Origin of the sequence: Nocardioides humilatus (genome assembly GCF_008373755.1) — a bacterium.
GTDB classification, from domain to species: domain Bacteria; phylum Actinomycetota; class Actinomycetes; order Propionibacteriales; family Nocardioidaceae; genus Nocardioides; species Nocardioides humilatus.
Map to the genome: position 1 here is coordinate 127,142 of NZ_VUJV01000005.1, position 24,991 is coordinate 152,132.

Consider the following 24,991-nt stretch of genomic DNA (forward strand, 5'->3'; position numbering starts at 1 on the left):
CTCCTGGGTCGTCTGATCACGCTAGTCGTCAGGCCCGGCCACGTCATCCGCCGACCGGCTGGTTCGTTACGCTGACGCCTCACAGACCGGCAGCCAGCCGGCCGACCCCAGGAGTGCACCACGTGGCCAAGCCCCCGCCGTCCGCCGTCGACAACGTCGTCTCGCTCGCGAAGCGGCGAGGGTTCGTCTACCCGTGCGGTGAGATCTACGGCGGCACCCGCTCCGCCTGGGACTACGGCCCGCTCGGCGTCGAGCTCAAGGACAACATCAAGCGCCAGTGGTGGAAGTCCATGGTGCAGGGCCGTGAGGACGTCGTCGGTCTCGACTCCTCGATCATCCTGCCGCGCGAGACCTGGGTGGCCTCAGGCCATGTCGGCACCTTCACCGACCCGCTGACGGAGTGCCAGTCCTGTCACAAGCGCTTCCGCGAGGACCACCTGCAGGAGGACTACGCGGCGAAGAAGGGCATCGACAACCCCGACGACGTCAACATCAACGAGGTCATCGCGTGCCCGAACTGTGGCGCTCGCGGCTCGTGGACCGAGTCGCGTGACTTCCAGATGATGCTCAAGACCTACCTCGGTGTCATCGAGGACGAGTCGGGCCTCCACTACCTGCGCCCCGAAACCGCGCAGGGCATCTTCCTCAACTTCGCCAACGTGCTCACGTCGAGCCGGATGAAGCCGCCGTTCGGTATCGCGCAGATCGGCAAGTCGTTCCGCAACGAGATCACGCCCGGCAACTTCATCTTCCGCACCCGCGAGTTCGAGCAGATGGAGATGGAGTTCTTCGTCCCGCCGGGTGAGGACGAGGACTGGCACCAGTACTGGATCGACGAGCGCACGGCCTGGTATGTCGGCCTCGGTATCGACCCCGACAACCTGCGCCACTTCGAGCACCCCCAGGAGAAGCTCTCCCACTACTCGAAGCGCACCGTTGACATCGAGTACCGCTTCCGGTTCGCCGGTTCGGAGTGGGGCGAGCTCGAGGGCATCGCCAACCGCACCGACTTCGACCTCGGCACCCACAGCAAGCACTCGGGCAAGGACCTGTCCTACTTCGACCAGGCCAACAACGAGCGCTACACGCCCTACGTCATCGAACCGGCAGCGGGCCTCTCGCGCAGCCTGATGACCTTCCTCGTCGACGCCTACCACGAGGACGAGGCCCCCAACACCAAGGGCGGCGTCGACAAGCGAGTCGTGCTCCGGCTCGATCCGCGCCTGGCGCCGGTCAAGGTTGCGGTGCTGCCGCTGTCGCGCAACGCCGACCTGTCACCGAAGGCGAAGGCGCTGGCCGCTGAGCTCCGCCAGAACTGGAACGTCGACTTCGACGACGCCGGCGCGATCGGCAAGCGCTACCGCCGCCAGGACGAGATCGGTACGCCGTACTGCGTCACCGTCGACTTCGAGACCCTCGAGGACCACGCGGTCACGGTGCGCGAGCGCGACACGATGAGCCAGGAGCGGGTGAGCCTCGACCGGCTCACGGGCTACTTCGCCGAGCGCTTCGTCGGCTGCTGACCTTCCGCATCGCCCGCAGTGGTTCCTGACACAATGAGTCGCGTGACCCCTGTCTCTTCCTTGGTGAGGCGCACCGGCGCTGCGGCGCTCGGCGGCGTGCTCGTGGTCGGCCTGCTGGCCGGCTGCGGTGGCTCTGACGACTCCAAGAAGAAGTCGGAGGAGCCGAGCGCGTCGGCCTCGGTCACCGAGAGCACGGACGCGACCGAGCCCACCGAGCCGGCCTCGACCGGCTACCTGCCGGTGCCGACCGGGGTCACGCTGACCGAGCCGGGTGCCGCCCTCCAGTTCGGCGACACCGCGACCGTCGCCTGGCGTCCGCGGCAGGACCGCGTCGTGGCGCTCGACCTGACCGTCGAGCGGATCGACAAGACGTCCTTCAAGGAGTCCTTCGAGGGCTGGGTCGTCACCGACCAGATGAAGGGTCAGATTCCCTTCTTCGTGCGGGTGAAGGCCAAGAACGTCAGCGACGCCGACGTGGGCGGGCTGCTGGTGCCGCTCTACGCCTTCGCCGGCGTCTCGAGCATGTACGAGCCGCTGTCCTTCCGCGACGAGGAGTTCGAGCCCTGCCCGGGCGGCGTCCTCCCCGACAAGCTGATGCCGGGCGAGTCGGCTGACCTCTGCTTCGTCTACCTCCTGCCCGAGGGCGTCGTGCTGCGCTCCGCGGCCTTCGACCTCGTCGGCGAGCTCGAGCCCGTCACGTGGAGCGGCAAGGTCACCGCGATCGAGAAGCCGAAGAAGGACAAGGACAAGAAGAAGCCCAAGAAGGACGACGAGCAGACCGGGTGACCGTCAGCTCAGCCTCGCCGCACCCGGGCCTCCAGCTCGGGTCGCTGCACGTCCCGACGCCGGTCGTCCTTGCGCCGATGGCCGGCATCACCAACGCGGCCTACCGACGGCTCTGCGCCGAGTACGGCGCCGGGCTCTACGTCTGCGAGATGATCACCAGCCGCGGGCTGGTCGAGGGCGACGAGACGACCAAGCGGATGCTCGTCTTCGACGAGGCCGAGCAGGTGCGCTCGGTGCAGCTCTACGGCACCGACCCGGTCTACGTCGGCAAGGCCGCGGAGATCCTGTGCGCCGACTACGGCGTCGGCCACATCGACCTCAACTTCGGCTGCCCGGTGCCCAAGGTGACCCGCAAGGGCGGAGGGGGAGCGCTGCCCTGGAAGCGCGGGCTGCTGGCGCGCATCCTCGAGCACACGGTCGCGGCCGCCGCGCCCTACGGCGTCCCGGTCACGATGAAGACCCGCAAGGGCCTCGACGACGATCACCTGACCTACCTCGACGCGGGCCGGATCGCCCAGGAGACCGGCTGCGCGTCGATCGCCCTGCACGGGCGGACCGTCGCCCAGGCCTACTCCGGGCAGGCCGACTGGGAGGCCATCGGCGCCCTCGTCGACCATGTCAGCATCCCGGTGCTGGGCAACGGCGACATCTGGGAGGCGGCGGACGCCGTACGCATGGTGGAGCAGACGGGGGCGGCCGGTGTCGTCGTCGGCCGCGGCTGCCTCGGGCGGCCCTGGATCTTCCGCGACCTCGCCGCAGCCTTCGAAGGTGGCGACGTCACGACGCTGCCCAACCTCGGGGAGGTGGCCGCGATGATGCGTCGCCACGCCGAGCTGCTCGTCGAGCACATGGGGGAGGAGCGGGGCTGCAAGGAGTTCCGCAAGCACGTCAGCTGGTATCTCAAGGGCTTCGGCGCCGGGGGTCAGCGACGGCGTGATCTCGGCCTCGTGAGCACGCTCGCGGACCTCGATCTGTTGCTGGCCGAGCTCGACCCGAACGAGCCGTTCCCGGTCGCCGAGCTCGGTGCGCCGCGCGGTCGGCAGGGCTCGCCGCGGTCGCGTGTGGTGCTCCCGGAGGGGTGGCTCGACGACGCCGACGGCAGCGACTGCCACCTCCAGGAATCGGTCGACGAGACCACCGGAGGGTGACCCAGCCCACGGTAAAGACACGCCGCGAGGATTCGGCAGGTCAAAAGTCGTGTGCTCTAGTAGAACTTCGTGCCCGGACCACGACCGTGGAAAAGGCACGAACTTCTGACAGCGAAAGCAAAGGAATCAGCGCGTGGCCACCAACAGCCACAAGCGGGAAACCGCGCGACGCCGGCCTCGGGCAGCGCTGGTAGCGGGCCCCTTGGCAGTACTAGCAACCGGTGCGGCAGTGGCCGTCGGAGTCGCGGGATCCTCCGCGACGACGGACGACCTGCCGCCCGCCTCCAACTTCGCCGCGGGCGTGGCCGGCGGCACCGGCGACCGCGATGCCGTGGTCTCTCGTGAACTCGGCGGCGAGCGCGGTGGCGCTGAGGCCAAGGACCTGAGCCAGCTCGAGGAGCTGCTCAGCGACAAGGCGACTGCCCAGGCCATCAAGAAGGCCGACAAGCGGCTCTGGACCACCTCGGAGCTGAACCTCTGGACGCGTCCTGACGACAAGGCCAAGAAGGTCGGCGAGATCAAGGCCGGCAAAAAGGTCCTCGTCACGGGCCGCAAGCTCAAGGACCGCGTCGAGATCGTCGTCGAGGGCGACGCTCGCTGGGTCACCCAGGGCTACCTCAGCGCCGACAAGCCGGTCGGCGTCGGCGCTGGGCTCTCGATGGATCCGTGCCCGGACCCGTCGGTCGAGAACGGCCTGACCGACAAGGCTGTCTACGTCTACCGCTCGGTCTGCAACGCCTTCCCGCAGGTCACGTCCTACGGCGGCTGGGACGCGCACGGCGAGCACTCGTCGGGTCGCGCGATCGACATCATGACCAGCGACGTCACGCTCGGCACTGCGATCGCGGAGTTCCTCCGTGCGCACGCTTCCGAGCTCGGCCTCTACGACGTGATCTGGCGCCAGCACATCTGGACGCCCGAGCGCGCCGGTGAGGGCTGGCGGGCGATGGAGAACCGCGGTTCAGCCACCGCCAACCACTACGACCACGTGCACGTGTCGGTCTACTGACGCACGTCTGTCAACGAGCCGGCGCGTCACTGTTGTAGACGCGCAGCAGTGCGGTGGGGGCGATCCAGTCGACGCGCACGCGGACGATGCCAACCCCGACGAGGCGCAGCAGTACCAAGCCCGCGGGGTGATCGTCGGGGAGCAGGCCGATCTTGACCTTGCCCCGCCGGGTGTAGACCTCCGTGACGCCGGCATCCCAGTCGTCACGGACATAGGCGATCCGGTCGATCCGACCGCGGTCGATGGGGAAGTCGTCGACCAGGTGTGCCGCCTCCCTAGCGAGGTCACGTCCGTAGGGCCGCCACCTGCCGTCGACAGCGGCGTGACCGAAGGTGGGCGCCAGGTCGAGCCGCAGAGCGCCCAGTGGTGCGGGCGCTCGGAACGGATAGACGGAACTCGGGGCACCCATGGCGCCACCTCTCCTGGGGGTCGGCGGCCCGGCGCAGGATGTGCCGGTACTCCTCGACCTGCATCGAGTCTACGTCCGAGGGGTCGACGGGTCAGCGAGTCGCGGCGAGCCGCGCGTGCCACGCGACGGCAGAGGCGTCCGTGAGTGAGGCGACCTGGTCGATGACCACCCGGAACCGGGCAGAGTCGTCCGTCGCGTCCTGCCAGTCGGCGAGGAACGCCTCGTCGAGCTCGTCGGGCGCACGGTCGAGCAGCACGGTCACGAGCTCGGCGAGCAGCTCGCGCTGACGCGCCTGTACGGCGACCCGCTCGTCGGCCTGCATGACGTAATGCGCTGCGACGCCCTTGAGGACGGTGATCTCGGTCCACGTGTCTGCCGGGATGACCAGGTCGGCGCGGTAGCGGACGAACGGACCCGCGCTCGCGGCGAACGTGGCCTGCTGCACAGCGCCGCAGAAGCGACCGATGAGGTCGCTCGTCAGGTTCTTCAGCGCGGCCAGGCTGCCTCGGGTGCCGTCGTAGGCCGCGGTCGGCCAGCTGCCGATCTGCTGGAGGCGGGCCAGGACCGCGTCGAGGTCGGCGTCGCTCAGGTCCGGGGCGTACCAGGAGCGGACCGTCTCCCACACCGCCGCGCGGTCGAGGCGGGTGAGGTCGATCGTGCCCGCGACCGTGCCGTCCTCGACGTCGTGGACCGAGTAGGCGACGTCATCGGCGAGGTCCATCACCTGGGCCTCGACGCAGCGCCGCCTGCTGTCAGTGACCCCCTGGCGGAGCCAGTCGAAGGCCGGCAGGTCGTCGTCGTACACACCGAACTTGGCGCCCTCGCGCGTCATCCCGTCGGCGTGGACACCCCCGGGGACAGGTGCCCCGGCGAGCGGCCAGGGGTACTTCGTGCAGGCGTCGAGCGTCGCTCGGGTCAGGTTGAGGCCCGCGCCCGGCGTCTTGGCCTCCAACCTAGTGAGCAGGCGCAGGGTCTGCGCGTTGCCCTCGAAGCCTCCGTGGTCGGCGGCGAGCCGGTTGAGGGCGCGCTCGCCGTTGTGGCCGAACGGCGGGTGACCGAGGTCGTGCGCGAGTGCGGCGGTCTCGGCGATGTCGGGGTGCGTGCCGAGGGCGCGGGAGAGGTCGCGCGCGATCTGGGCGACCTCGAGGCTGTGGGTCAGCCGGTTGCGCACGAAGTCGTCGCTCTGTGGGCCGACCACCTGTGTCTTGGCGGCGAGCCGCCGGAACGACGCTGCGTGGACGACGCGCGCCCGGTCACGCTCGAACGGCTTCCGCTCGGGCGCGTCGACCCGCTTCGGCGGCTCGGGCACGATCCGCTCGCGGTCGGCCGCGTCGTAGCGCTTCTCGACCTCATCCACCGGCCGGACACTACCGGCAGGCGACGTGTGGGGACCTACGCCTAGGATCCGAGCATGGCCGGCCGTTTCCGCGACGAAGACATCGCCGCGGTGCGCGAGAAGGCCCACATCGACGAGGTCGTCTCCTCCTACGTCACCCTCCGCAATGCCGGCGGCGGATCCCAGAAGGGCCTGTGCCCCTTCCACGACGAGAAGTCGCCGTCGTTCCACGTGACGCCCAGCCGCGGATATTTCCACTGTTTCGGCTGTCAGGAAGGTGGCGACGTCATCGCCTTCTTGATGAAGATCGACGGGCTGTCGTTCGTCGAGTCGGTCGAACGCCTCGCCGACAAGTACGGCGTGCAGGTGGTCCGCGAGGAGGGCAACGACGACCGCCCCAAGGGACCGCAGCGACGCCGGCTGATCGAGGCGCACGCGGTCGCGCAGGAGTACTACGCCGACCAGCTCGGTCTGCCCGACGCACTGACCGCCCGGCAGTTCCTCGCCGAGCGCGGCTTCGACCAGGCGGCGGCCGAGAAGTTCGGCGTCGGGTTCGCGCCGCGGGACGGCGAGGCGTTGTGGCGTCATCTCCGCGAGCGGAAGTTCACGCTCGACGAGGTCGTGACGGCGGGCCTGGTGGCCGTCGGTCGCAGTCCCTACGACCGGTTCCGTGGTCGGCTCCTCTGGCCGATCCGGGAGACCTCGGGCGAGACGATCGGCTTCGGTGCGCGGCGGATCTTCGACGACGACAAGATCGAGGCGAAGTACCTCAACACCTCCGAGACTCCGATCTACAAGAAGAGCAACGTCCTCTACGGGGTCGATCTCGCGCGCCGCGAGATGGCGCGGTCCTCGCAGGCCGTCATCGTCGAGGGCTACACCGACGTGATGGCCTGTCATCTGGCTGGCGTCACCACGGCCGTCGCGACCTGCGGCACGGCCTTCGGTGACGAGCACGCGAAGGTGCTCCGGCGGTTGCTGGCTGACCACGAGGAGTTCCGGGGTGAGGTGATCTTCACCTTCGACGGTGACTCCGCCGGGCAGAAGGCAGCGTTGAAGGTCTTCCACGGCGACCACCAATACGTCGCGCAGACCTACGTCGCGGTCGCCCCCGACGGCATGGACCCCTGCGACCTGCGGATCAAGCAGGGTGACGCTGCGGTGCGCGAGCTGATCGCGACCCGCCAACCGCTCTACCGGTTCGTCCTCGCCAACACAGTCAGCCGGTACGACCTCGACCGTGCCGACAGCAGGGTCGACGCACTGCGTGAGGCGGCCCGCCTGGTCGCAAGCGTGCGGGACAAGTCGAAGGTCGACGCGTTCGCCCGAGAGCTCGCCGGCCTGGTCGGGGTCGACCCTGAAGAGGCCCGCACCGAGGTGCGTCGTGCCGCCGCCCGTGGCGCCAAGGCCGACGACCGAGCCGCCGCTCAGCAGCATCAGGAGCAGATCGACGCCCGGCCGGCGCGGCGCGAGCTGCCCGACCTGCGTGACCCGCGCTTCGGCATGGAACGCGAGACCCTCAAGCTTGTGCTCCAGCACCCGATCGCGATCGGCCGCACCACGGCCGACATCGGCACCAACGACTTCACCCACCCGACCTACCAGGCGGTGTGGTCGCTCATCGAGGCCGCAGGCGGCCCGGCCGCGGGCGACGGCGACCCGGGCTGGGTGAGCAAGATCAGCGATGCAGCGAACGATCCCGAGGTCGTCTCGGCCGTGAGCGCCCTCGCTGTCGAGCCGATCCTGGCGGCGCGCGAGCCGGATTCGTCGTACGTCGCCCACCACGTCTTCCGGCTGCTCGAGCTGACCACGCTGCGTCGGATCGCGGAGGTGAAGTCCCGCCTCCAGCGGACCAACCCGATCGATCAGGCCGACGACTACAACAAGATGTTCGGCGAGCTCGCCGCCCTCGAGCAGCACCGACGCACACTCCGTGACCGGATCGTCGGGTCGTGAGGCGCCGTCCTCGGACGCCGTCGCTCCAGCGCGGCGAGCGGTTGCTGGCCTGGGCCGAGACGGCTGACGGGACCCTCGTCGGCGGTAGCCGCGACGCCTTCCACCTGCCCGGTCGCGATCCGTCGCGGTTGCCGTGGCAAGAGATCGCCAAGGCCGACTGGGACATCGACGAGCGTGAGCTCCACGTGGTCGAGGTCGGCACCTTCGGCGAGGCGCAGGTCGAGCACCGCCTCGTGCTGACCGACCCCGACCGGCTCCTCTCGCTGGTCCGGGAGCGCGTCACGGCCAGCATCGTGGTCCAGCGGCACGTGACGGTGCGGGACCGACTGGGCGCGCGGGTGCTCGGTCGTCGCGCGCCGGCCGGCGCCGGTCCGATCGCCTGGTTCGTCGACTACGACGCCGGGCTCGATCCCGCCGATCCGATGGTCGTCGAGGTCGTCGACGCGGCGTTGGCAGCTGCTCGCGCCGACGTGGGGGAGTAGCCGACCCGAAGATGCGGGTCCGATTTCATCGCCGCGGACCGACCTTGCTAATCTGTGTTCGCTGTCCGGCTGAGTCCGGGCGCCGGTCCCCTGTAGCTCAACTGGCAGAGCATTCGGCTGTTAACCGGAGGGTTGTTGGTTCGAGTCCAACCGGGGGAGCAAAGTAGGAAACGGCCCGTGGCTGCGGAGACGCAGCCACGGGCCGTTTCTCATGGGCGCCGGGGACGAAGGTCCCGCTGATCAGGGTCCGGCGGCAGATCCCGTGGGTGGTCCCTTCGTCGGATGGTGGTGATGCACCCGACTGGTGACCCCATGCCGACAGGCAGAGGCGGCCGGTCGACATCGAGCCGGACCCTCGAAGGAGCGACCCCGTCGTGCCTCACCCACCGCACCCGAACCCGCCGGGAAACGACCATCTGCCTGGCCACACCGCGCTCCTCGGCGTACGCCGTTTCTTCACCAAGGAGACGGTGGCCGACCACGGGCGGACCCTGCACCAGATCGACTCCGGCAATTGGGAGTCCTTCTACCGCGACCGCTGGAGCTACGACCGCGTGGTGCGCTCGACGCACGGCGTGAACTGCACCGGGTCGTGCTCGTGGAACGTCTTCGTCAAGGACGACCTGATCACCTGGGAGCACCAGGCGACCGACTATCCGACGACGGGACCGGACAGCCCCGACTACGAGCCGCGCGGCTGCCCGCGCGGCGCATCGTTCTCCTGGTACGAGTACTCACCGTCCCGAGTCCGTCACCCCTACGTGCGGGGGTCGCTGATGACGATGTTCCGCGCCGGTCTCAAGCGGTACGGCGACCCGGTGGCGGCCTGGGCCGACATCGTGGAGGACCCCCGCAAGGCGTCGGCCTACAAGAGCCAGCGCGGCCGGGGCGGTTTCGTGCGTGCGACGTGGGATGAAGCCATCACGATGGTGGCCGCGGCCCACGTCTACACGACCAAGACCTTCGGGCCGGATCGGGTCGTCGGGTTCTCGCCGATCCCAGCGATGTCGATGGCGTCCTTCGCCGCCGGCACCCGCTACCACGCACTGTTGGGGGGCACCCTGCTGAGCTTCTACGACTGGTACGCCGACCTTCCGATCGCCTCGCCCCAGGTCTGGGGCGACCAGACCGACGTCCCCGAAGCGGGGGACTGGTGGAACGCGACCTATCTGATGATGTGGGGCTCGAACATCCCGGTGACCCGCACGCCTGACGCGCACTTCCTCGCCGAGGCTCGCTACCGCGGCACGAAGGTGGTCGCGGTGAGCCCCGACTATGCCGACAACGTCAAGTTCGCCGACGACTGGCTGGCGCCCCACCCCGGCACCGATGGGGCGCTTGCGATGGCGATGGGCCACGTCATCCTCACCGAATTCTTCCGCGACCGCGAAGTGCCCTACTTCACCGACTACGTCCGCTCCTTCACCGACCTCCCGTTCCTGGTGACCCTTCGTGAGCGGGAGCCGGGGGTTTACGCGGCTGACCGGTTCCTGACCGCGCGCGACCTCGGTGACGACAGCCAGGGGGCCGACCACAAGACGGTGCTGCTCGACAACGTCAGCGGAGCACCGGTGGTGCCGGGCGGCTCCCTCGGCTTCCGGTACGGACCCGAGGGGGAGGGGCACTGGAACCTCGACCTCGACGGAGTCGTGCCGGCCCTAGGCGTCATCGACCACGCCACCGGTGCGGTCGAGGTCGACCTGGCGCGCTTCGACATCGGCGAGACGGAGGGCGGCTCGACGATGCGCCGGGGTGTCCCGGTCGCGAGCGTCGGGGGCCGTCTGGTCACTGGCGTCTTCGACCTCCTGATGGCGCAGTACGGCGTGCGGCGGGGTGACCTTCCCGGCGAGTGGCCGACGTCGTACGACGACGCTGAATCGCCCCACACCCCCGCGTGGCAGGAGCGGCTCACGGGTGTTCCCGCCCAGCTCGCCGAACGGATCGCTCGGGAGTTCGCACGCAATGCCGAGCGCAGTCGCGGCCGTTCACTCATCGCCCTCGGTGCCGGGGCCAACCAGTGGTTCCACTCCGACATGACCTACCGCGCGTTCATCGCACTCGTGACCCTGACCGGGTGTCAGGGCGTCAACGGCGGGGGTTGGGCCCATTACGTCGGTCAGGAGAAGGCGCGTCCGATCACCGGGCAGCAGCACATGAGCTTCGCCTTCGACTGGCAGCGGCCAATGCGCCACCAGGCGAGCACGCCGTTCTGGTACCTCCACACCGACCAGTGGCGCTACGAGAAGGTGCCGGCCGATGAGCTCGCCTCCCCGCTGGGGACCGGGCGCCTCGCCGGCATGACCTTCGCCGACACGGTCGCCGCAGCGCAGCGGATGGGATGGTCGCCGGGCCACCCGTCGTTCAACCGCAACCCGCTCGACCTCACCGACGAAGCGGCGGCGCTGGGGATCGCCACCGCGGAGCACGTCGTCAACGAGCTCAAGGACGGTCGCCTCCGCGCGGTCGCCGACGACCCGGATGACCCCGCCAACTTCCCCCGCTGCCTCACCCTGTGGCGGGCGAACCTGCTCGGCTCCTCGGGCAAGGGCAACGAGTTCTTCATGCGCCACCTACTCGGGGTGGACTCGCTGGCGTCCGCCGATGAGTGCGAGCCCGCCGAACGGCCGCGCGACGTGACCTGGCGCCCGGAGGCGCCGACCGGAAAGCTCGACCTGCTCACCGCGATCGACTTCCGGATGACCAACACCGGGCTCCACGCCGACGTGGTCCTGCCGGCAGCGACCTGGTACGAGAAGCACGACATCTCCACCACCGACATGCACCCGTTCGTGCACGCGTTCTCGCCGGCGGTCCCGCCTCCGGGTGACGTGCACACCGACTACGACGCGTTCCTCGCGCTGGCCGACAAGGTGAGCGAGCTGGCGGTGACCCACCTCGGTGTCCGGCGCGACGTCCTGGCCGCGCCGATGCAGCACGACACCCCTGACGAGCTCGTCACGCCGTCGGGGCGCGTGCGCGACTGGCGGCTGGGGGAGTGTGAGCCGATCCCCGGCATCACGATGCCCAAGCTGATCGAGATCGAGCGCGACTACACGCTCATCGGCGCGAAGATGCGCGCTGTCGGACCGCTGCTCGACACGCTCGGTACGACGACCAAGGCGATCACGGTCGACGTGACCGCCGAGATCGACTACCTGCGTCACCAGAACGGCGTGATCGCTGACGGGCCGTTCGCGGGACGACCCTCGGTGGAGACCGCCGACCGGATGTGTGAGGCGATCCTTGCACTTTCGGGCACGACCAACGGTCGGGTCGCCCATGAAGGTTTCACGAAGCTGGAGGCACGGACCGGCCGACGCTTCACGGACCTGGTCGAGGGCCACGAGCGCGACCACGTTACGTATGCCGCCACCCAGGAGGCGCCCCAGCCGGTCTTCACCAGCCCTGAGTGGTCGGGATCGGAGAAGGATGGCCGGCGCTACTCGCCGTTCACCATCAACGTCGAGCGTCGCAAGCCGTGGCACACGCTCACCGGACGGCAGCACTTCTTCGTCGAGCACGACTGGGTCGCCGAGCTGGGGGAGCACCTGCCCGGCTATCGACCGCCGCTCAACATGGCGCGTCACTTCGGACGGCCCGGCGAGCTCGCCGACGGCGGCGTCACCGTGCGGTTCCTGACGCCCCATGCCAAGTGGTCGATCCACTCGATGTACCACGACAACGAGCTGATGCTCGCGTTGTCGCGCGGTGGCCCGGTGCTGTGGATGAGCGTCGAGGACGCCGCGAAGATCGGCGTCGCCGACAACGACTGGGTCGAGGCGGTCAACCGCAACGGGGTGATCGTCGCGCGAGCGGTGGTCAGCCACCGGATGCCCGAGGGCACCGCCTTCCAGTACCACTCACCCGAGCGCACCGTGAACGTGCCCAAGACCGAGCCGGACGGGCGCGGCAACGGGCGGCGCGGTGGCTACCACAACTCCCTCACGCGACTGCTGATCAAGCCGACGCACCTCGCGGGCGGGCACGCGCAGATGACCTACGCCTTCAACTACTACGGCCCGATCGGCAGCCAACGCGACGAGATCACCGTCGTACGTCGGCGCACCCAGGAAGTGGAGTACTAACATGCGCCTTCGCGCCCAGGTCGCCATGGTGATGAACCTCGACAAGTGCATCGGCTGTCACACCTGTTCGGTCACGTGCAAGCAGACGTGGACCAACAGGGAAGGGACCGAGTACGTCTGGTTCAACAATGTCGAGACCAAGCCTGGCATCGGCTACCCGAAGCACTACGAGGATCAGGAGCGATGGAAGGGCGGGTGGCGACTGGACGCCAAGGGTCGTCTGGTCCTCCGGTCCGGTGGGCGGGCGCGGCGGCTCTCCCGGATCTTCGCCAACCCTGATCTGCCGACCCTCGAGGACTACTACGAGCCCGCGACCTTCGACAAGGACGTGCTCGTCAACGCCCCCGGCGGACTCGCGGACACCCCGGTCAAGCAGCCCCGTTCGGCGCTGACCGGCGAGCCGATCAGCCTGGAGTGGGGAGCGAACTGGGAGGACAGCCTCGGCGGCGCTCACGAGCGCGCCGGGACCGACCCCAACATCGTGTCGATGCCGGCCGAGGCTGCCGCTCGGGTGAAGTTCGAGTTCGAGAAGACCTTCATGTTCCACCTGCCGCGGATCTGTGAGCACTGCCTGAACCCGGCCTGCGTCTCGGCCTGCCCGTCCGGCGCGATGTACAAGCGCGAGGAGGACGGGATCGTCCTCGTGGACCAGAACCGGTGTCGCGGGTGGCGCATGTGCGTCACGGCGTGCCCTTACAAGAAGGTCTACGTCAACCACGCCACCGGCAAGGCCGAGAAGTGCACGTTTTGCTTCCCGCGGATCGAGGCAGGCCAGCCGACGATCTGCTCGGAGACGTGCGTCGGTCGGCTGCGCTACCTGGGCATCGTCTTGTACGACGAGGACGCGGTCCTGGCGGCTGCCTCCGTCCAGGACGACCGAGAGCTGCTTGCCGCCCAGCGGGCGACCTTCCTCGACCCGCACGACCCCGAGACGATGCGGCTCGCCCACGAAGCCGGGCTTCCGGAGGAGTGGGTCCTCGCCGCTCAGCAGTCGCCCGTGTGGCGCCTCATCAGCGACTACCAGATCGCGCTGCCACTCCACCCGGAGTACCGCACGCTCCCGATGGTCTGGTATGTCCCGCCGCTCTCGCCCGTCCTCGACGCGGTCGGAGCGGCCGGTCGGGACGATACCGACGCGGACGATGTCTTCCACACGATCCGCGACTTGCGGATCCCCGTGGAGTACCTGGCCGAGCTGTTCACGGCCGGCGACGCCGACGCCGTCGCCGGGGTGCTGATGAAGCTGGCCGCGATGCGCTCCTACATGCGGGCCCGCACCCTCGACGGGACGGTCGCCGAGGAGCTGTGCGAAGCGATCGGCATGACCGGCCAGGAGGTCGAGGCGATGTACCGCCTGCTCGCGATCGCCAAGTACGACGAGCGCTACGTGATCCCCGCGGCCTACAGCAGGGACGCCGCATCGCTGGAGGAGCAAGCGGACTCCGCGCTCTGCTCGTTGGACGGGCCCGGCGGCCCCGGGATGGGCGGGGGCGGTCCGGTCGACCTCGCCCTCGGGCCGGTGGGGGGCGAACGATGAGCGCGCGCGCACTCGCGGCCAACCCCGTCGCCGGACCGGATCGGACTCGACTCTTCGACCTCGCCTCTTTGCTTCTGATCTACCCCGACGAGCGGACCCGAGCGGGGATCTCCGAGATGCGGGCGGCCGTCGACGAGATCGGTGACAGCGAGTGTCGCGACCTGCTCACTCGGTTCCTCGACTGGTTTGCCGCGAGCGATCCGCAGGAGGTGGAGCAGCACTACGTGCGGACATTCGACCTCCGCCGGCGCTCGGGGCTCTACTTGACCTACTACCTCCACGGCGACACCCGCAAGCGCGGGCTCGCGCTCCTCACCCTCAAGCAGCGCTACCGAGCCCAGGGGCTCCGGCTCCGCGACGGAGAGCTGCCGGACCTGCTGCCCTTGGTCCTGGAGTTTGCCGCGGTAGCCGGGCCCGGCGACGGTGAAGCGCCCTTGCGCCAGCACCGACGGGGCCTGGAGGTGCTCCGTGCCGCGCTCGAGGAGGCCGGCTCGCCGTACCGGTATCTGCTCGACGCCGTGATCGGCGCGCTCCCGCCGCTCACTGAGGCCGACCGGACGGCGATCCACGCGCTTGCCCAGGACGGACCCCCGGTCGAGTCGGTCGGTCTCGCGCCGTACGGCGCCGACGTCGACGCGATCGGCCTCGGGCCAGGGTTCGAGGAGCACGTCGATGCCGCCTGCAGCCACGCGGCCCACTTCCGGACGGAGCAGCCCGCATGAGCATCGTGATCTGGATCGTCCTTCCCTACCTCTGCCTCACCGTGTTCGTGATCGGCCACGTGTGGCGCTGGCGCCACGACCAGTTCGGCTGGACCACCCACACCAGCCAGCTGCTCGAGAGCCGCATCCTGAGGCTCGCGTCACCGCTGTTCCACCTCGGCGCGTTCGGCGTCATCGGCGGCCACGCGATCGGCCTCTTGATCCCAGCCGGGTGGACCGAGGCCGTCGGGGTCAGCGAGCACGCCTACCACGTCGTCGCCGTCTGGGGCGGAGCGTTCACCGGCGCGATGATGTGCGCCGGTCTGGCTCTCCTCATCGCCCGCCGCCGGCTGACGCCACGGGTGTTCCGCGGGACCACCGTCGCGGACAAGGCGCTCTTCGCAACCCTCGGCACGATGGCTCTGCTCGGGATGACGGCCACCGTGGGCGTGAATCTCATCGGGCCAGGGTTCGACTACCGGGAATCGCTCGCCGTGTGGTTCCGCGGCGTCTTCTGGCTGCACCCCGAGCCGCACCTGATGGTCGAAGCGCCGTTGGTCTACCAGGCGCACGCACTCGGCGGATTCCTGCTCCTCGCGCTGTGGCCCTTCACGCGGCTCGTCCATGTCTGGTCGGCACCGCTGGCCTACCTGTGGCGCCCCTACGTGATCTATCGGTCCCGCGTCGGCGCTCCACCGGTGCCGATGCCGCCCCCGGCGGTGGTCCGTCGCGCGTCCGCCCACGGGACCAACCGATGACCGAGGACCTCCACCGACCGCTGTCAGGACCTTCGACCCTGAGCTCCGGGGTGGTCCGCGGCCGATCGTGGTGGAGCAGCGCCGTACCGGGCTGCGACGACCAAATCGACCGGAGCTGATGATGGCCCTTCTCGACGCACCTGCGCCGCCGACCGAAAGTGACGAAGGTCGACCCGATCCTGCACCGCCCGGAGCCAACCGAGTGCTCGCATTGTCGACCTTCGCGTTCACCCTGCTGTTCGCCGCTTGGCTGATGTTCGGAGTCCTCGGGGTCCCGATCCGCGATGAGCTCGGACTCTCGGACGTCCAGCTGTCGTGGCTCTCGGCGGTGGCCATCCTCAACGGCTCGATCTGGCGGCTCCCTGCTGGCATTGCCGCCGACCGTTGGGGAGGTCGAGTGGTCTTCACGTTCTTCCTGCTCACCACTGCGGTGTTCTCCTACCTTGTCGCGCAGGTCCACAGCTACGGCACCTTGCTGGTCCTCGCTTTCCTCGTCGGCCTCGCTGGCAACGCGTTCACCGCGGGCGTCGCCTGGAACTCAGCCTGGTTCCCGCGCGAGCGACAGGGCTTCGCCCTCGGGCTCTTCGGCGCGGGCAACGTCGGGGCGTCCGTGACGAAGTTCCTCGGGCCTGCGGTCATCGGCGCCACGGCCGGCGGCACCTACCTCGGCTTCGTCGACGGAGGTTGGCGGTTGGTCCCCGTGATCTACGCGGTGCTCCTTGCCGTGACCGCCGTCGCTCTGTGGCTCCTGGTACCGCGCCACGACCGTTCCCCGGGGCGCGGTCGGTCGATCCGAGAGCAGCTCGTCCCGCTGCGGGAGGTGCGCGTGTGGCGCTTCAGCAGCTACTACGTCGCGGTGTTCGGGGCGTACGTCGCCTTGGCGGCCTGGTTGCCGAAGTACTACGTCGACACCTTCGGCGTCTCACTGACGACCGGCGCACTTCTCACGGCGACCTTCATCTTTCCCGCCAGCCTGCTCCGCCCGGTCGGCGGAGCACTTTCGGACCGGATCGGCGCCCGGCGGGTCATGTACTGGACGTTCGGCGTCATGCTCGCTGCCACTGCCCTGCTGATGATGCCCAATGGCCACATCGTGGTGGAGGTCAGCGGCAACAACGGCACCGCAGACGTGCTCCCCTTCGCGATGAGCCTCGAGCTCTTCGTCGTCACGGTGTTCGTCCTGGGCTGTGCGATGGGCATCGGCAAGGCGGCCGTCTACAAGCACATTCCCGAGTACTTCCCGCGCGATGTGGGTGCGGTGGGCGGGCTCGTCGGCATGTTGGGGGGCCTGGGGGGCTTCCTGCTGCCGCCGTTGTTCGCCTACGCGACGAGCTGGACGGGCCTGCCGTCCGCCACGTTCTTCGTCCTCTTCGTCCTCACCGCGGTGTGCTTCGCCTGGATGCACCGCACGGTGCTCGCGCTACTTCAGCACGAGTCGCCGGAGCTCTCCGACCACTTCGAGCACCCCCATCTCCCCGGCCGGCGGCTCGGCCGTCGGGCCCACTTCGACCCTGCCGGCGCCGCTGGCACGACCATGGAGGCCAACCGATGACCAGCACGATCGACAGCCCGTCCCGCCATGGCGGGAGAAGCCCTTCCACCGGAGAGTGGCTGCACGACTGGGATCCCGAGAACGAGGAGACCTGGGATCGACGCCTCGCGTGGCAGACCCTCGCTGTCTCGACGGGCACGCTGACCCTGGCCTTCGCCTCCTGGTTCATCGCCAGCGCGATCGCACCCAAGTTGAACGACATCGGGTTCGTGCTCAGCAAGGACCAGCTCTACTGGCTCGTCGCGATTCCCGGGCTCTCGGCCGGCGTGCTCCGTCTCGTTTGGATGGTGCTGCCGCCGATCCTCGGCACCCGTCGACTGGTCACTCTCACGACCCTGCTGCTCGCGATCCCGCTGGTCGGCTGGGGGATCGCTGTGCAGAACCCAGACACCTCGTACGCGTGGCTCCTCACGCTCGCCGCGCTGTCCGGCATCGGCGGGGGAGCATTCTCGGGCTTCATGCCGTCGACGTCGTACTTCTTCCCCCGACGGCTCCAGGGAACTGCCCTCGGCTTGCAGGCGGGCCTCGGCAACTTCGGTGTCTCGCTCGTCCAGTTCGTGACCCCGTGGATCATCGGTTTCTCGATGGTGGGGTTCCTCGGCGCCGCCCAGACCGCGAGTGCCCCGGGCAAGCCCACGCACGACGTCTGGTACCAGAACGCGGCGTTCGTCTACGTGCCGTTCGTGATCGTCGGTGCCGTGCTCGCCTGGACCCTGTTGAAGTCGGTGCCGGTGCGCGCCAACATCCGCGAGCAGTTCGACATCTTCAGCAACCCGGACACCTGGTGCATGACCCTGCTCTACGTCATGACCTTCGGGACGTTCGCCGGCTTGGCGGGACAGTTCGGACTCCTGCTGAAGAACCTCTACGGCGCCGGCAACGCCGAGATCGTCGCCACCCTTCCCGACGGTTCCACGCAGCTCCTGGTCGCCGGGTACGACGTACCGGATCCGGTGAAGCTCGTGTTCCTCGGCCCGCTCGTGGGCGCCGCGGCGCGCGTGCTGTTCGCACCCCTCACCGACCGCTTCGGGGGAGCACGCTGGACGCTGGTGAGCGGGATCGGCATCCTCGCCTCGATCCTTTACACGATGACCACGCTCACCCCGGATCCCGCAGCTGGAGCCGCAGCGCTGGACGCCGACTTCCACCACTTCCTCTACGGCATGATGGCGATCTTCCTGTTCGCTGGCATCGGCAACGCGGCGACGTTCAAGCAGATGCCGATGATCTTCGAACGCCGCCAGGCAGGTGGGGTCATCGGCTGGACGGGTGGGATCGCGGCCTTCGGCCCGTTCTTCTTCGGCGTGGGCCTCACCATGATGTCGCCGGCCGCGTTCTACGCGATCGGGGCCGCCTTCGCGGTGCTCTGCATCGTGATCACGTGGGTCCGCTATGCGCGGCCCGGCGCACCCATGCCGTCCTGACCGGACAGGTCCGACCGGACAGGACGAGGCCCTCTCGCGAGCCGCGGCTCGCGGGAGGGCCACACCCTTGGCCCATCGGGAGGAGACCCGAGATGACCACCTCGACCCCGCCAGCGACCGTCCCGACGGCGTCAACGAGAAGGCGGCAGCCGATCGTGCCTCCGTACCACGGGGCGTGGGGATTTCTGGGGCTGCCGGTCGTCATGGGCATCGCCGCGGCCGGCTGGTCGCCCTGGCTACCGCTCCTGGTCGTGACCTGGGTCGCGGCCTATCCGATGAGCTGGGCCCTCACGGGTACGCTGACAGCGCGGCGGCGTGGGCGGTTCCGCCGCGCCCTGCTGATCTGGGGCCCCCTGTGCGTGCTCGGCGGGGCTCCACTCCTGCTCGTCCACCCGTGGTTGCTCTGGAGCCTTGCCGCCTACGGGTTGCTGTTCGCTGTGAATGTGCAGCAGGCGGGTACGCGTCGCGAACGGTCGTTGGTCAACGACCTCGTCCTGATCGTTGAGTGCGCGCTGCTCGTGCCGTTGCTCGCCGGTGTCGTCGCCGATCGGAACGGCTTCGCGCTTCCGGTCGGGGCGATGACGACCGGCCCGGTCGTCGCGGCGACCGTCGCCGTGGGGCTGACGCTCGTCGGATCGACCTTGCACGTGAAGTCGTTGATCCGCGAGCGCACCAACCCCACGTTCGCCCGAGTGTCGAGGTGCTTCTCGCTCCTCGCCCCCGCACCGATGCTGGGCGTCTGCCTCGCCACGGGTGCTTCTGGCTGGTTGGCGGCTGCGTTCCTGTTCGCGGCCGCGCGCTCGATCTGGGCCCACGACCCCACGTGGCGCCCCGCACGCATCGGCATGGTCGAGCTGGTCTGCCTGATGGCCGTGGCCCTGACCGGCCTGATGGTGCTTCCGAGCTGAGGTCTAGACGGCGGATGCTCGCCGTACAGGGAGCTCTTCCAACGGGTGCCATCCCTGCCCCAGCCGACGGCCAGTCAGGGTGACCCAGGGGAGCCGCAGCCACGACGCATCGTCGCGGTTCACCCACCGGGGCGGTTGCGGAGCCGTGCGCTCTTCCTCGTGCAGCTCGTGGGGCGGCACGCGGCACCCGATGCCGCGGGCAACCACGGACCAGCCGTGGCGGCGGGTGTAGTCGACGTGGTCGACCTCGAAGACGAGCGGTACCCCGTCGGCGTACCGGTCGAGCAGGGTGTCGGGCGCGGTCCGCACGAGTACGGCGTCCCCGACGACCATGTAGTTGACCGGCACGACCTCGGGGCCGGTCGGCCGGTTGAAGACGACCCGGCCGAACACGCCGGCGCGAAGGAGCTCGTCGCACTCGTCGTAGGACAGCTCGTGGAGGGAAGCCATGGGTGTGCTCCAGTCTTCAGACGGGGTTGGGTCGCCAAGCCGAAGGGCCTGGCGGTAGCGCCAGGCCCTTCGGCTCCCGGCGCCGCTCCGATGGGGAACCTGACGGCGTCGAGGGTGTCGGCGGGCGAAGGGGACAGGTTCGCGAGCCTTTGTTTCAGTGTCGGTTCGCCGGTGGCGCCGAGGCAGGGTCCGCGGGCCTTTCGGCCGAAGGACCAAAGTCCTTTTTCGACGGAGAATGCCTGCGGCGGCCGTCAGCGTAGGACGGGAATCCTCGTCACGATCGCGGTCTTCGCCCACGCCTTGCCGAAGCCCCAGGTGTCGCCGGCGAGGGTGAGCGCCAGGACCGTCAGGGCAACGAGGCCGATGAGGTGGTCGTCGATGAACGGGTGGTTGTCCAGCGGCATCGACGCGAGCCACATGAGTCCGTAGAGGACGCTGCCGGTGACCGCTGCGAGCCGCATGCCGATGCCCAGGGTCAGTGCGACGCCGATGCCGGCCAGGCCGAGCATGAACATCCAGTCGGCCCAGGTGTCACCCGCCATGCTGGTGAAGAAGTCGTGCATCGGGTTGTCGGCCGGCACCCCGAAGCTCAAGAACCCGAAGGTCGGGCTGCCTCCGTGGATCCACGCAGCGTCACCGAAGCGGTCGACCGCGCCTGTCTGGTCGTTGACGCCGGTGTGGAAGCCCAGGGCGAGAAGCTTGTCGGCGAAGGCCCACAGGAAGGTCAGGCCGAAGCCGATCCTCAGTGCCGCGAGCCCTCGACGTGCGTTGACGTGGGTGACGATGTCCTGCTCGACCATCACGGCGAGCTGCGGATCGTGCTGTACGGCGGTCATGTCGTTTCCGTTCCGGGGCTATCAGACCCCGTTGGTGGTGGTGCTCTGATGGGTGCGCTCAGCGTGCGAGTGCGGTCGCGGCCTCGGGGACGATCGCGATGGTCGTGTGGGCCCGTTCGAGGACTGCGGTGGAGATCGCGCCCACGATGTGGCGGGCGACGGAGTCGATGGGATGCCGACCGATGACGACGAGGTCGTGGCGGTCGGCGATCGCCGACAGCGCAGCTGCGGCGAAACCCTGGGTGGTGTGTGCGGCGACCGCGACCTCGGGATAGTGCTCCCGGAATCCCGCGATCGATTCGGCGACGGCGATGCGGCTCGCGTGCTCGTATGTCTCGTCGAGATAGGTGTGCAGGATGGTGAGCGGTTGGGATCGCAGGGACGCCTGGCGGAAGGCGAAGTCGATGATCGGCAGCGATTCGGCGGTGGCATCCGCGCCCACGATCACGCCTCGCTTGACCCGCAGCTCAGTGCCGGGCCGGCACACGACCACCGGACAGGCGGCCCGCTTCATGACCGTGGCCCCGACCGATCCCAGCAGCTTGCTGGTGATCGGTCCGTGTCCGCGCGACCCGAGCACGACGAGGTGAGCCGACTCGGCGGCCTCGATGAGGGCGATCCGAGGGTCGGTCATGACGGCGAGGGTCTCGACGGGCAACCCCGACCGGTGGTGGATGGCGAGCTCGGCAGCAGCCGATGCGGTGCTCTGCGCTGCGACGAACAGGTCGTCGGTGGAACAGGCGTAGGCCGCGCCCATGCTGGCGGCCACCAGGGCCGGGGCTTCGACACAGGCACTCAGGACGACGAGCGGACGCCGCTCGAAGGCGGCCTGCTCGGCCGCCCACTGGACCGCTCGGTCCGCCTCAGGCGAACCGTCGGCACCGACCACGATGCTTCCCGGCTGGATCTTCGTCATGGCTTGAGCCTGCTCTCCTGGCTGCGGTCGCGGTACGGGCAGAGTCCCCCAGGGCGGGGGACCTTCGGCCCCTAACGCGCTAGGACCTCGGCCAGCGGCCGGCGTGGCGTCCGCGGGAGCTGGCTGCGCCCGATCGCCTGCCATCCGATCCGCACCAGCACGTGCGGCACGACCGCCCCGTGGGTCTCGTCGTGGCGAAGGGTGGTGCGTACGGCGTCGACGTCGGCCGGCAGGCTGAGCGGTACGACGGACAACCCTTCCCGGGTCGCGCGCAGCCACATCGAGCTCAACGCCTCACCGCTCTGCAACCAGGCCGCTGGCTCGTCGACCTCGGCGCCGATCACGATCGCGCCGTCGCTGCTCTCGACCACCGCGCGGGTCTCGGCGACGGTCGGGATGTCGGGCCGGGGGAACGCCGGGACGGCGCTGACGAGGTGTCCTTGCTTGGTCAGGAGCTCGAGACGGATCCGGGTGCCGACATCGGTGACCGGCAGCGCCACAGCGCCGCGGGCACGCGCCTCTTCCGCGAGCCCTTCGAGGGCCGCGGCCGGCACCGGCCACGAGGTGAAACGGCGGCGGTCGGTGCAGCGGGCCCGCAGAGCGGCGATGTCCTCGGCAGCGCTGGGGGAGGGCTCCGACCGGAGCAGCGAGATCTCGGCCAGCAGGTCGCTCCGGGGACCTTCCGGCAGGCGGGTCACTTCAGTGTCGAGCGACAGCGCTCGCGCCGCGTAGCGGAAGTGGTCGAGCGCCGCGCCGCAGCTCATCACCAGATTGCGCCCGCGCAGGTCGTCGTCGGGTAGTAGGCGGGTCCGGTCGGCGTACAGCCGGACCCGCCCCCTCCCGGTGTGCCACATCCACGGCTGGGTGTTGTGCACGCTCGGCGCCAGGCAAGCGAGCTCCACCAGCCTTTCGAGAACCGGCTGTCCGATCACGACACCCGCACCTCCACCACGCCGGGGACCGAACGGGCGAGGAGTGCGGCGATGCTGCGCTGGCCAGAGCCAGGGGGCGCGGTGAGCTCGACGATCCCCTCCCGGACGTCGACCAGCCAGTCACGCAGCCCGGTCGACACCAAGATCACCTGGATGTCGTGCTCCAGGTGGTCGTCGGACTTCGTGAGCTCGCGCTCCAGCATGTGAGGGACTCCGTTTCCTTGTGGGGGCACGGCAAGCGTGTCGCTGCGGGACGCGGCGCCAGCAGGGCCGAAAGTCCCGGGCCTCGGAGTCCTTGGAACCGCTGTGGACGGGCCTTCCCGCGGCTAGCGTGGAGACATGAGCGACGCCCCGACCTCGTCCGACGCACGTGCGCCGATCAGGATCTTCTTGCTGGACGATCACGAGGTCGTGCGGCGCGGCATGCGCGAGTTGCTCGAGAGCGAGCCCGACTTCGAAGTGATCGGCGAGTCGGGCTCGGCCGAGGAGGCGACGCGCCGGATCCCGGCCCTCCGTCCCGACGTCGCGATCCTCGATGGCCGCCTGCCCGACGGCTCAGGCATCGACGTGTGTCGCGACATCCGCTCACAGGATCCCGGCATCGCGGCGCTGATCCTCACGTCCTACGACGACGACGACGCGCTCTTCGCCGCCATCATGGCCGGGGCGGCCGGCTACGTGCTCAAGCAGGTGCGGGGGAGTGACCTCATCGACATGGTGCGACGGGTCGCGGCCGGCCAGTCGACGCTCGACCCGTCGGTGACCCTGCAGGTGCTGGAGCGGGTCCGCAACGGTCCGCCGGTCGACCGGGAGCTGGAGGCACTGACCGAGCAGGAGCAGCGGATCTTGGACCTCATCGGCCAGGGGATGACCAACCGGCAGATCGCAGGTGAGCTGTTTCTCGCCGAGAAGACCGTGAAGAACTACGTGTCGTCGCTGCTCGCGAAGCTCGGGCTCTCCAGCCGCACCCAGGCGGCGATCTTCGCGGTCAAGCACACGCGGCCGACCGGCGAGTGACGGCCGACCGATGACGGAGCCGGACCGCGCGGGGCTCCAGGGCGCCGACTTCGAGGAGCTGGTCCGCGAGGTCGAGGCTCGGATGCAGGGTGCCCTCGACCAGCAGGCGAGGTTGCGGCTCCTGCTCGACGCGGTCGTGACGATGGCCGCCGATCTCACGCTCGATGGCGTCCTGTCGCGCATCGTGGCCATCGCCAGTCGCCTCGCCGATGCCCGCTATGCCGCGCTGGGGGTTCTCGGTGACGCCGACGAGCAACCGCTCCGCACCTTCATTCACCACGGGATCTCCGCGGACGTCGCTGTTGAGATCGGCGACCTCCCGCGCGGCCACGGACTGCTCGGCCTCATCATCGACCGGCCCGAGCCCCTTCGCCTGCACGACATCGCCGAGCACCCCGAGTCCTACGGCTTCCCGCCCAACCACCCGCCGATGCACTCCTTCCTCGGAGTTCCGGTCAGGATCCGCGACCGCGTCTTCGGCAACCTCTACCTGACGGAGAAGCGCGACGGTACCGACTTCACGGCAGAGGATGAGGAGATCGTCATCGCGCTGGCGGCGGCAGCCGGTGTGACGATCGAGAACGCCCGGCTCTACGAGGAAGCACAGCAGGCGCGCGAGGACCGCGAACGCCTTCTGGTTCTCGAGGACCGCGACCGGATCGGCCGCGACCTGCATGACCTGATCATCCAGCGGCTGTTCGCGGTCGGCCTCGGGTTGCAGAGCAGCAGTCGACTGGTCGCCCAGCCGGAGGTGTCGAAGCGGCTCGAGCAGGCGGTCGACGACATCGACGCCACGATCAAGGACATCCGCCGCACGATCTTCGCGCTCGGCGCGCCCGACTTGTCCGACGACGTGCAGGCCGAGGTCACCCGACTGGTCGACCGCGCGGCCGCGACCCTCAAGTTTCGACCCGAGCTGTCGTTCATCGGGCCGGTGCGCACGCTGATCAATGAAGATCTGGTCCCCGACCTTCTCGCCGTCCTCGGCGAAGCGCTCTCCAACGCCGCGCGGCACGCGTTCGCGTCGTCGGGGGCGGTGGTCGTCTCCGCCGGTGACGAGATCGTCCTGACGGTCATCGACGACGGCCGGGCGATGCCTCCCGACATCGTCGAAAGCGGACTCGCCAACATCCGCCGCCGAGCCGAGCAGCGCGGCGGCACGTTCTCGGTCGAGTCGAGCCCCGGGGAGGGCACCACCTTGCGGTGGGCCGTCCCCCGGGTCTGAC

22 protein-coding genes and 1 tRNA gene are annotated in these 24,991 nt (G+C 69.3%); 16 read left to right on the forward strand and 7 right to left on the reverse strand.

The annotated features are described in order from the left end of the window. The first annotated feature begins 122 nt into the window (after positions 1-122). The 4 genes from F0U44_RS16010 to F0U44_RS16025 all read left to right on the forward strand — a co-directional run bounded on the left by F0U44_RS16010 (position 123) and on the right by F0U44_RS16025 (position 4,466). The gene (locus F0U44_RS16010) at positions 123-1,523 is read left to right on the forward strand and encodes a glycine--tRNA ligase (protein WP_246160542.1); all 1,401 of its coding nucleotides are present in this window, start codon (positions 123-125) and stop codon (positions 1,521-1,523) included. Between the two features lie 42 nt (positions 1,524-1,565). Next, a complete protein-coding gene (locus F0U44_RS16015) occupies positions 1,566-2,309 on the forward strand; it encodes a hypothetical protein (protein ID WP_149729361.1) in 744 nt (247 codons plus the stop codon). A 77-nt stretch (positions 2,310-2,386) separates the two neighbouring features. Continuing rightward, positions 2,387-3,457 (forward strand): tRNA dihydrouridine synthase DusB, encoded by a 1,071-nt coding sequence (gene dusB, locus F0U44_RS16020; RefSeq protein ID WP_149729417.1) that lies wholly within the window; start codon positions 2,387-2,389, stop codon positions 3,455-3,457. A gap of 229 nt (positions 3,458-3,686) precedes the next feature. Next, positions 3,687-4,466 carry a VldE C-terminal domain-containing protein gene (locus F0U44_RS16025; RefSeq protein WP_246160544.1) on the forward strand — a complete coding sequence of 260 codons (780 nt, stop codon included), beginning with the start codon at positions 3,687-3,689 and terminating at the stop codon, positions 4,464-4,466. Between the two features lie 10 nt (positions 4,467-4,476). Here F0U44_RS16025 and F0U44_RS16030 read toward each other — a convergent pair whose 3' ends face one another. Further along, positions 4,477-4,875, reverse strand: coding sequence for a DUF5994 family protein (locus F0U44_RS16030; protein WP_149729363.1), 399 nt, complete (start codon positions 4,873-4,875; stop codon positions 4,477-4,479). A gap of 91 nt (positions 4,876-4,966) precedes the next feature. Beyond that, complete coding sequence (locus tag F0U44_RS16035) at positions 4,967-6,232, reverse strand: deoxyguanosinetriphosphate triphosphohydrolase (RefSeq protein WP_149729364.1); 1,266 nt, start codon at positions 6,230-6,232, stop codon at positions 4,967-4,969. A 54-nt stretch (positions 6,233-6,286) separates the two neighbouring features. On the opposite strand from F0U44_RS16035, the gene dnaG reads away from it, so the two are divergent. From dnaG to F0U44_RS16085, 10 genes are all read left to right on the forward strand, one after another. Beyond that, positions 6,287-8,167, forward strand: coding sequence for a DNA primase (gene dnaG / locus F0U44_RS16040; RefSeq protein WP_149729365.1), 1,881 nt, complete (start codon positions 6,287-6,289; stop codon positions 8,165-8,167). Then, entirely contained in the window at positions 8,164-8,649 is a 486-nt protein-coding gene (locus F0U44_RS16045; RefSeq protein ID WP_149729366.1) for a hypothetical protein, read from the forward strand. Before dnaG ends, F0U44_RS16045 begins: the two co-directional genes overlap by 4 nt. A gap of 86 nt (positions 8,650-8,735) precedes the next feature. Beyond that, positions 8,736-8,808, forward strand: a tRNA-Asn gene (locus F0U44_RS16050). Positions 8,809-9,023: 215 nt separating this feature from the next. Next, complete coding sequence (locus F0U44_RS16055; RefSeq protein WP_149729367.1) at positions 9,024-12,734, forward strand: nitrate reductase subunit alpha; 3,711 nt, start codon at positions 9,024-9,026, stop codon at positions 12,732-12,734. A 1-nt stretch (position 12,735) separates the two neighbouring features. Beyond that, positions 12,736-14,271 carry a nitrate reductase subunit beta gene (gene narH / locus F0U44_RS16060; RefSeq protein ID WP_149729368.1) on the forward strand — a complete coding sequence of 512 codons (1,536 nt, stop codon included), beginning with the start codon at positions 12,736-12,738 and terminating at the stop codon, positions 14,269-14,271. After that, entirely contained in the window at positions 14,268-14,993 is a 726-nt protein-coding gene (narJ, locus tag F0U44_RS16065) for a nitrate reductase molybdenum cofactor assembly chaperone (RefSeq protein WP_149729369.1), read from the forward strand. Before narH ends, narJ begins: the two co-directional genes overlap by 4 nt. Continuing rightward, positions 14,990-15,730 (forward strand): respiratory nitrate reductase subunit gamma, encoded by a 741-nt coding sequence (gene narI, locus F0U44_RS16070; protein ID WP_149729370.1) that lies wholly within the window; start codon positions 14,990-14,992, stop codon positions 15,728-15,730. Before narJ ends, narI begins: the two co-directional genes overlap by 4 nt. Before the next feature lie 202 nt (positions 15,731-15,932). Further along, positions 15,933-17,282, forward strand: a complete 1,350-nt coding sequence (locus tag F0U44_RS16075) for an MFS transporter (protein ID WP_246160546.1) — start codon at positions 15,933-15,935, stop codon at positions 17,280-17,282. Between the two features lie 140 nt (positions 17,283-17,422). After that, entirely contained in the window at positions 17,423-18,706 is a 1,284-nt protein-coding gene (locus F0U44_RS16080; RefSeq protein ID WP_246160554.1) for an MFS transporter, read from the forward strand. Positions 18,707-18,798: 92 nt separating this feature from the next. Then, entirely contained in the window at positions 18,799-19,614 is an 816-nt protein-coding gene (locus F0U44_RS16085) for a YwiC-like family protein (RefSeq protein ID WP_149729373.1), read from the forward strand. Positions 19,615-19,617: 3 nt separating this feature from the next. On the opposite strand, the gene F0U44_RS16090 is transcribed toward F0U44_RS16085, so the two are convergent. The 5 genes from F0U44_RS16090 to F0U44_RS16110 all read right to left on the reverse strand — a co-directional run bounded on the left by F0U44_RS16090 (position 19,618) and on the right by F0U44_RS16110 (position 22,951). Next, a complete protein-coding gene (locus F0U44_RS16090; RefSeq protein ID WP_149729374.1) occupies positions 19,618-20,064 on the reverse strand; it encodes a pyridoxamine 5'-phosphate oxidase family protein in 447 nt (148 codons plus the stop codon). A 251-nt stretch (positions 20,065-20,315) separates the two neighbouring features. Next, positions 20,316-20,900, reverse strand: a complete 585-nt coding sequence (locus tag F0U44_RS16095; protein WP_188113515.1) for a hypothetical protein — start codon at positions 20,898-20,900, stop codon at positions 20,316-20,318. 58 nt (positions 20,901-20,958) lie between these two features. Then, complete coding sequence (locus F0U44_RS16100; RefSeq protein ID WP_188113516.1) at positions 20,959-21,816, reverse strand: universal stress protein; 858 nt, start codon at positions 21,814-21,816, stop codon at positions 20,959-20,961. A 71-nt stretch (positions 21,817-21,887) separates the two neighbouring features. Then, positions 21,888-22,748 carry a nitroreductase family protein gene (locus F0U44_RS16105; protein WP_149729376.1) on the reverse strand — a complete coding sequence of 287 codons (861 nt, stop codon included), beginning with the start codon at positions 22,746-22,748 and terminating at the stop codon, positions 21,888-21,890. Continuing rightward, positions 22,745-22,951 carry a hypothetical protein gene (locus F0U44_RS16110; protein ID WP_149729377.1) on the reverse strand — a complete coding sequence of 69 codons (207 nt, stop codon included), beginning with the start codon at positions 22,949-22,951 and terminating at the stop codon, positions 22,745-22,747. Before F0U44_RS16110 ends, F0U44_RS16105 begins: the two co-directional genes overlap by 4 nt. A 136-nt stretch (positions 22,952-23,087) precedes the next feature. On the opposite strand from F0U44_RS16110, the gene F0U44_RS16115 reads away from it, so the two are divergent. Both F0U44_RS16115 and F0U44_RS16120 read left to right on the forward strand, forming a co-directional pair. Then, entirely contained in the window at positions 23,088-23,765 is a 678-nt protein-coding gene (locus F0U44_RS16115; protein ID WP_149729378.1) for a response regulator, read from the forward strand. Positions 23,766-23,775: 10 nt separating this feature from the next. Further along, positions 23,776-24,990, forward strand: a complete 1,215-nt coding sequence (locus F0U44_RS16120) for a GAF domain-containing sensor histidine kinase (RefSeq protein ID WP_149729379.1) — start codon at positions 23,776-23,778, stop codon at positions 24,988-24,990. Position 24,991 lies beyond the last annotated feature (1 nt).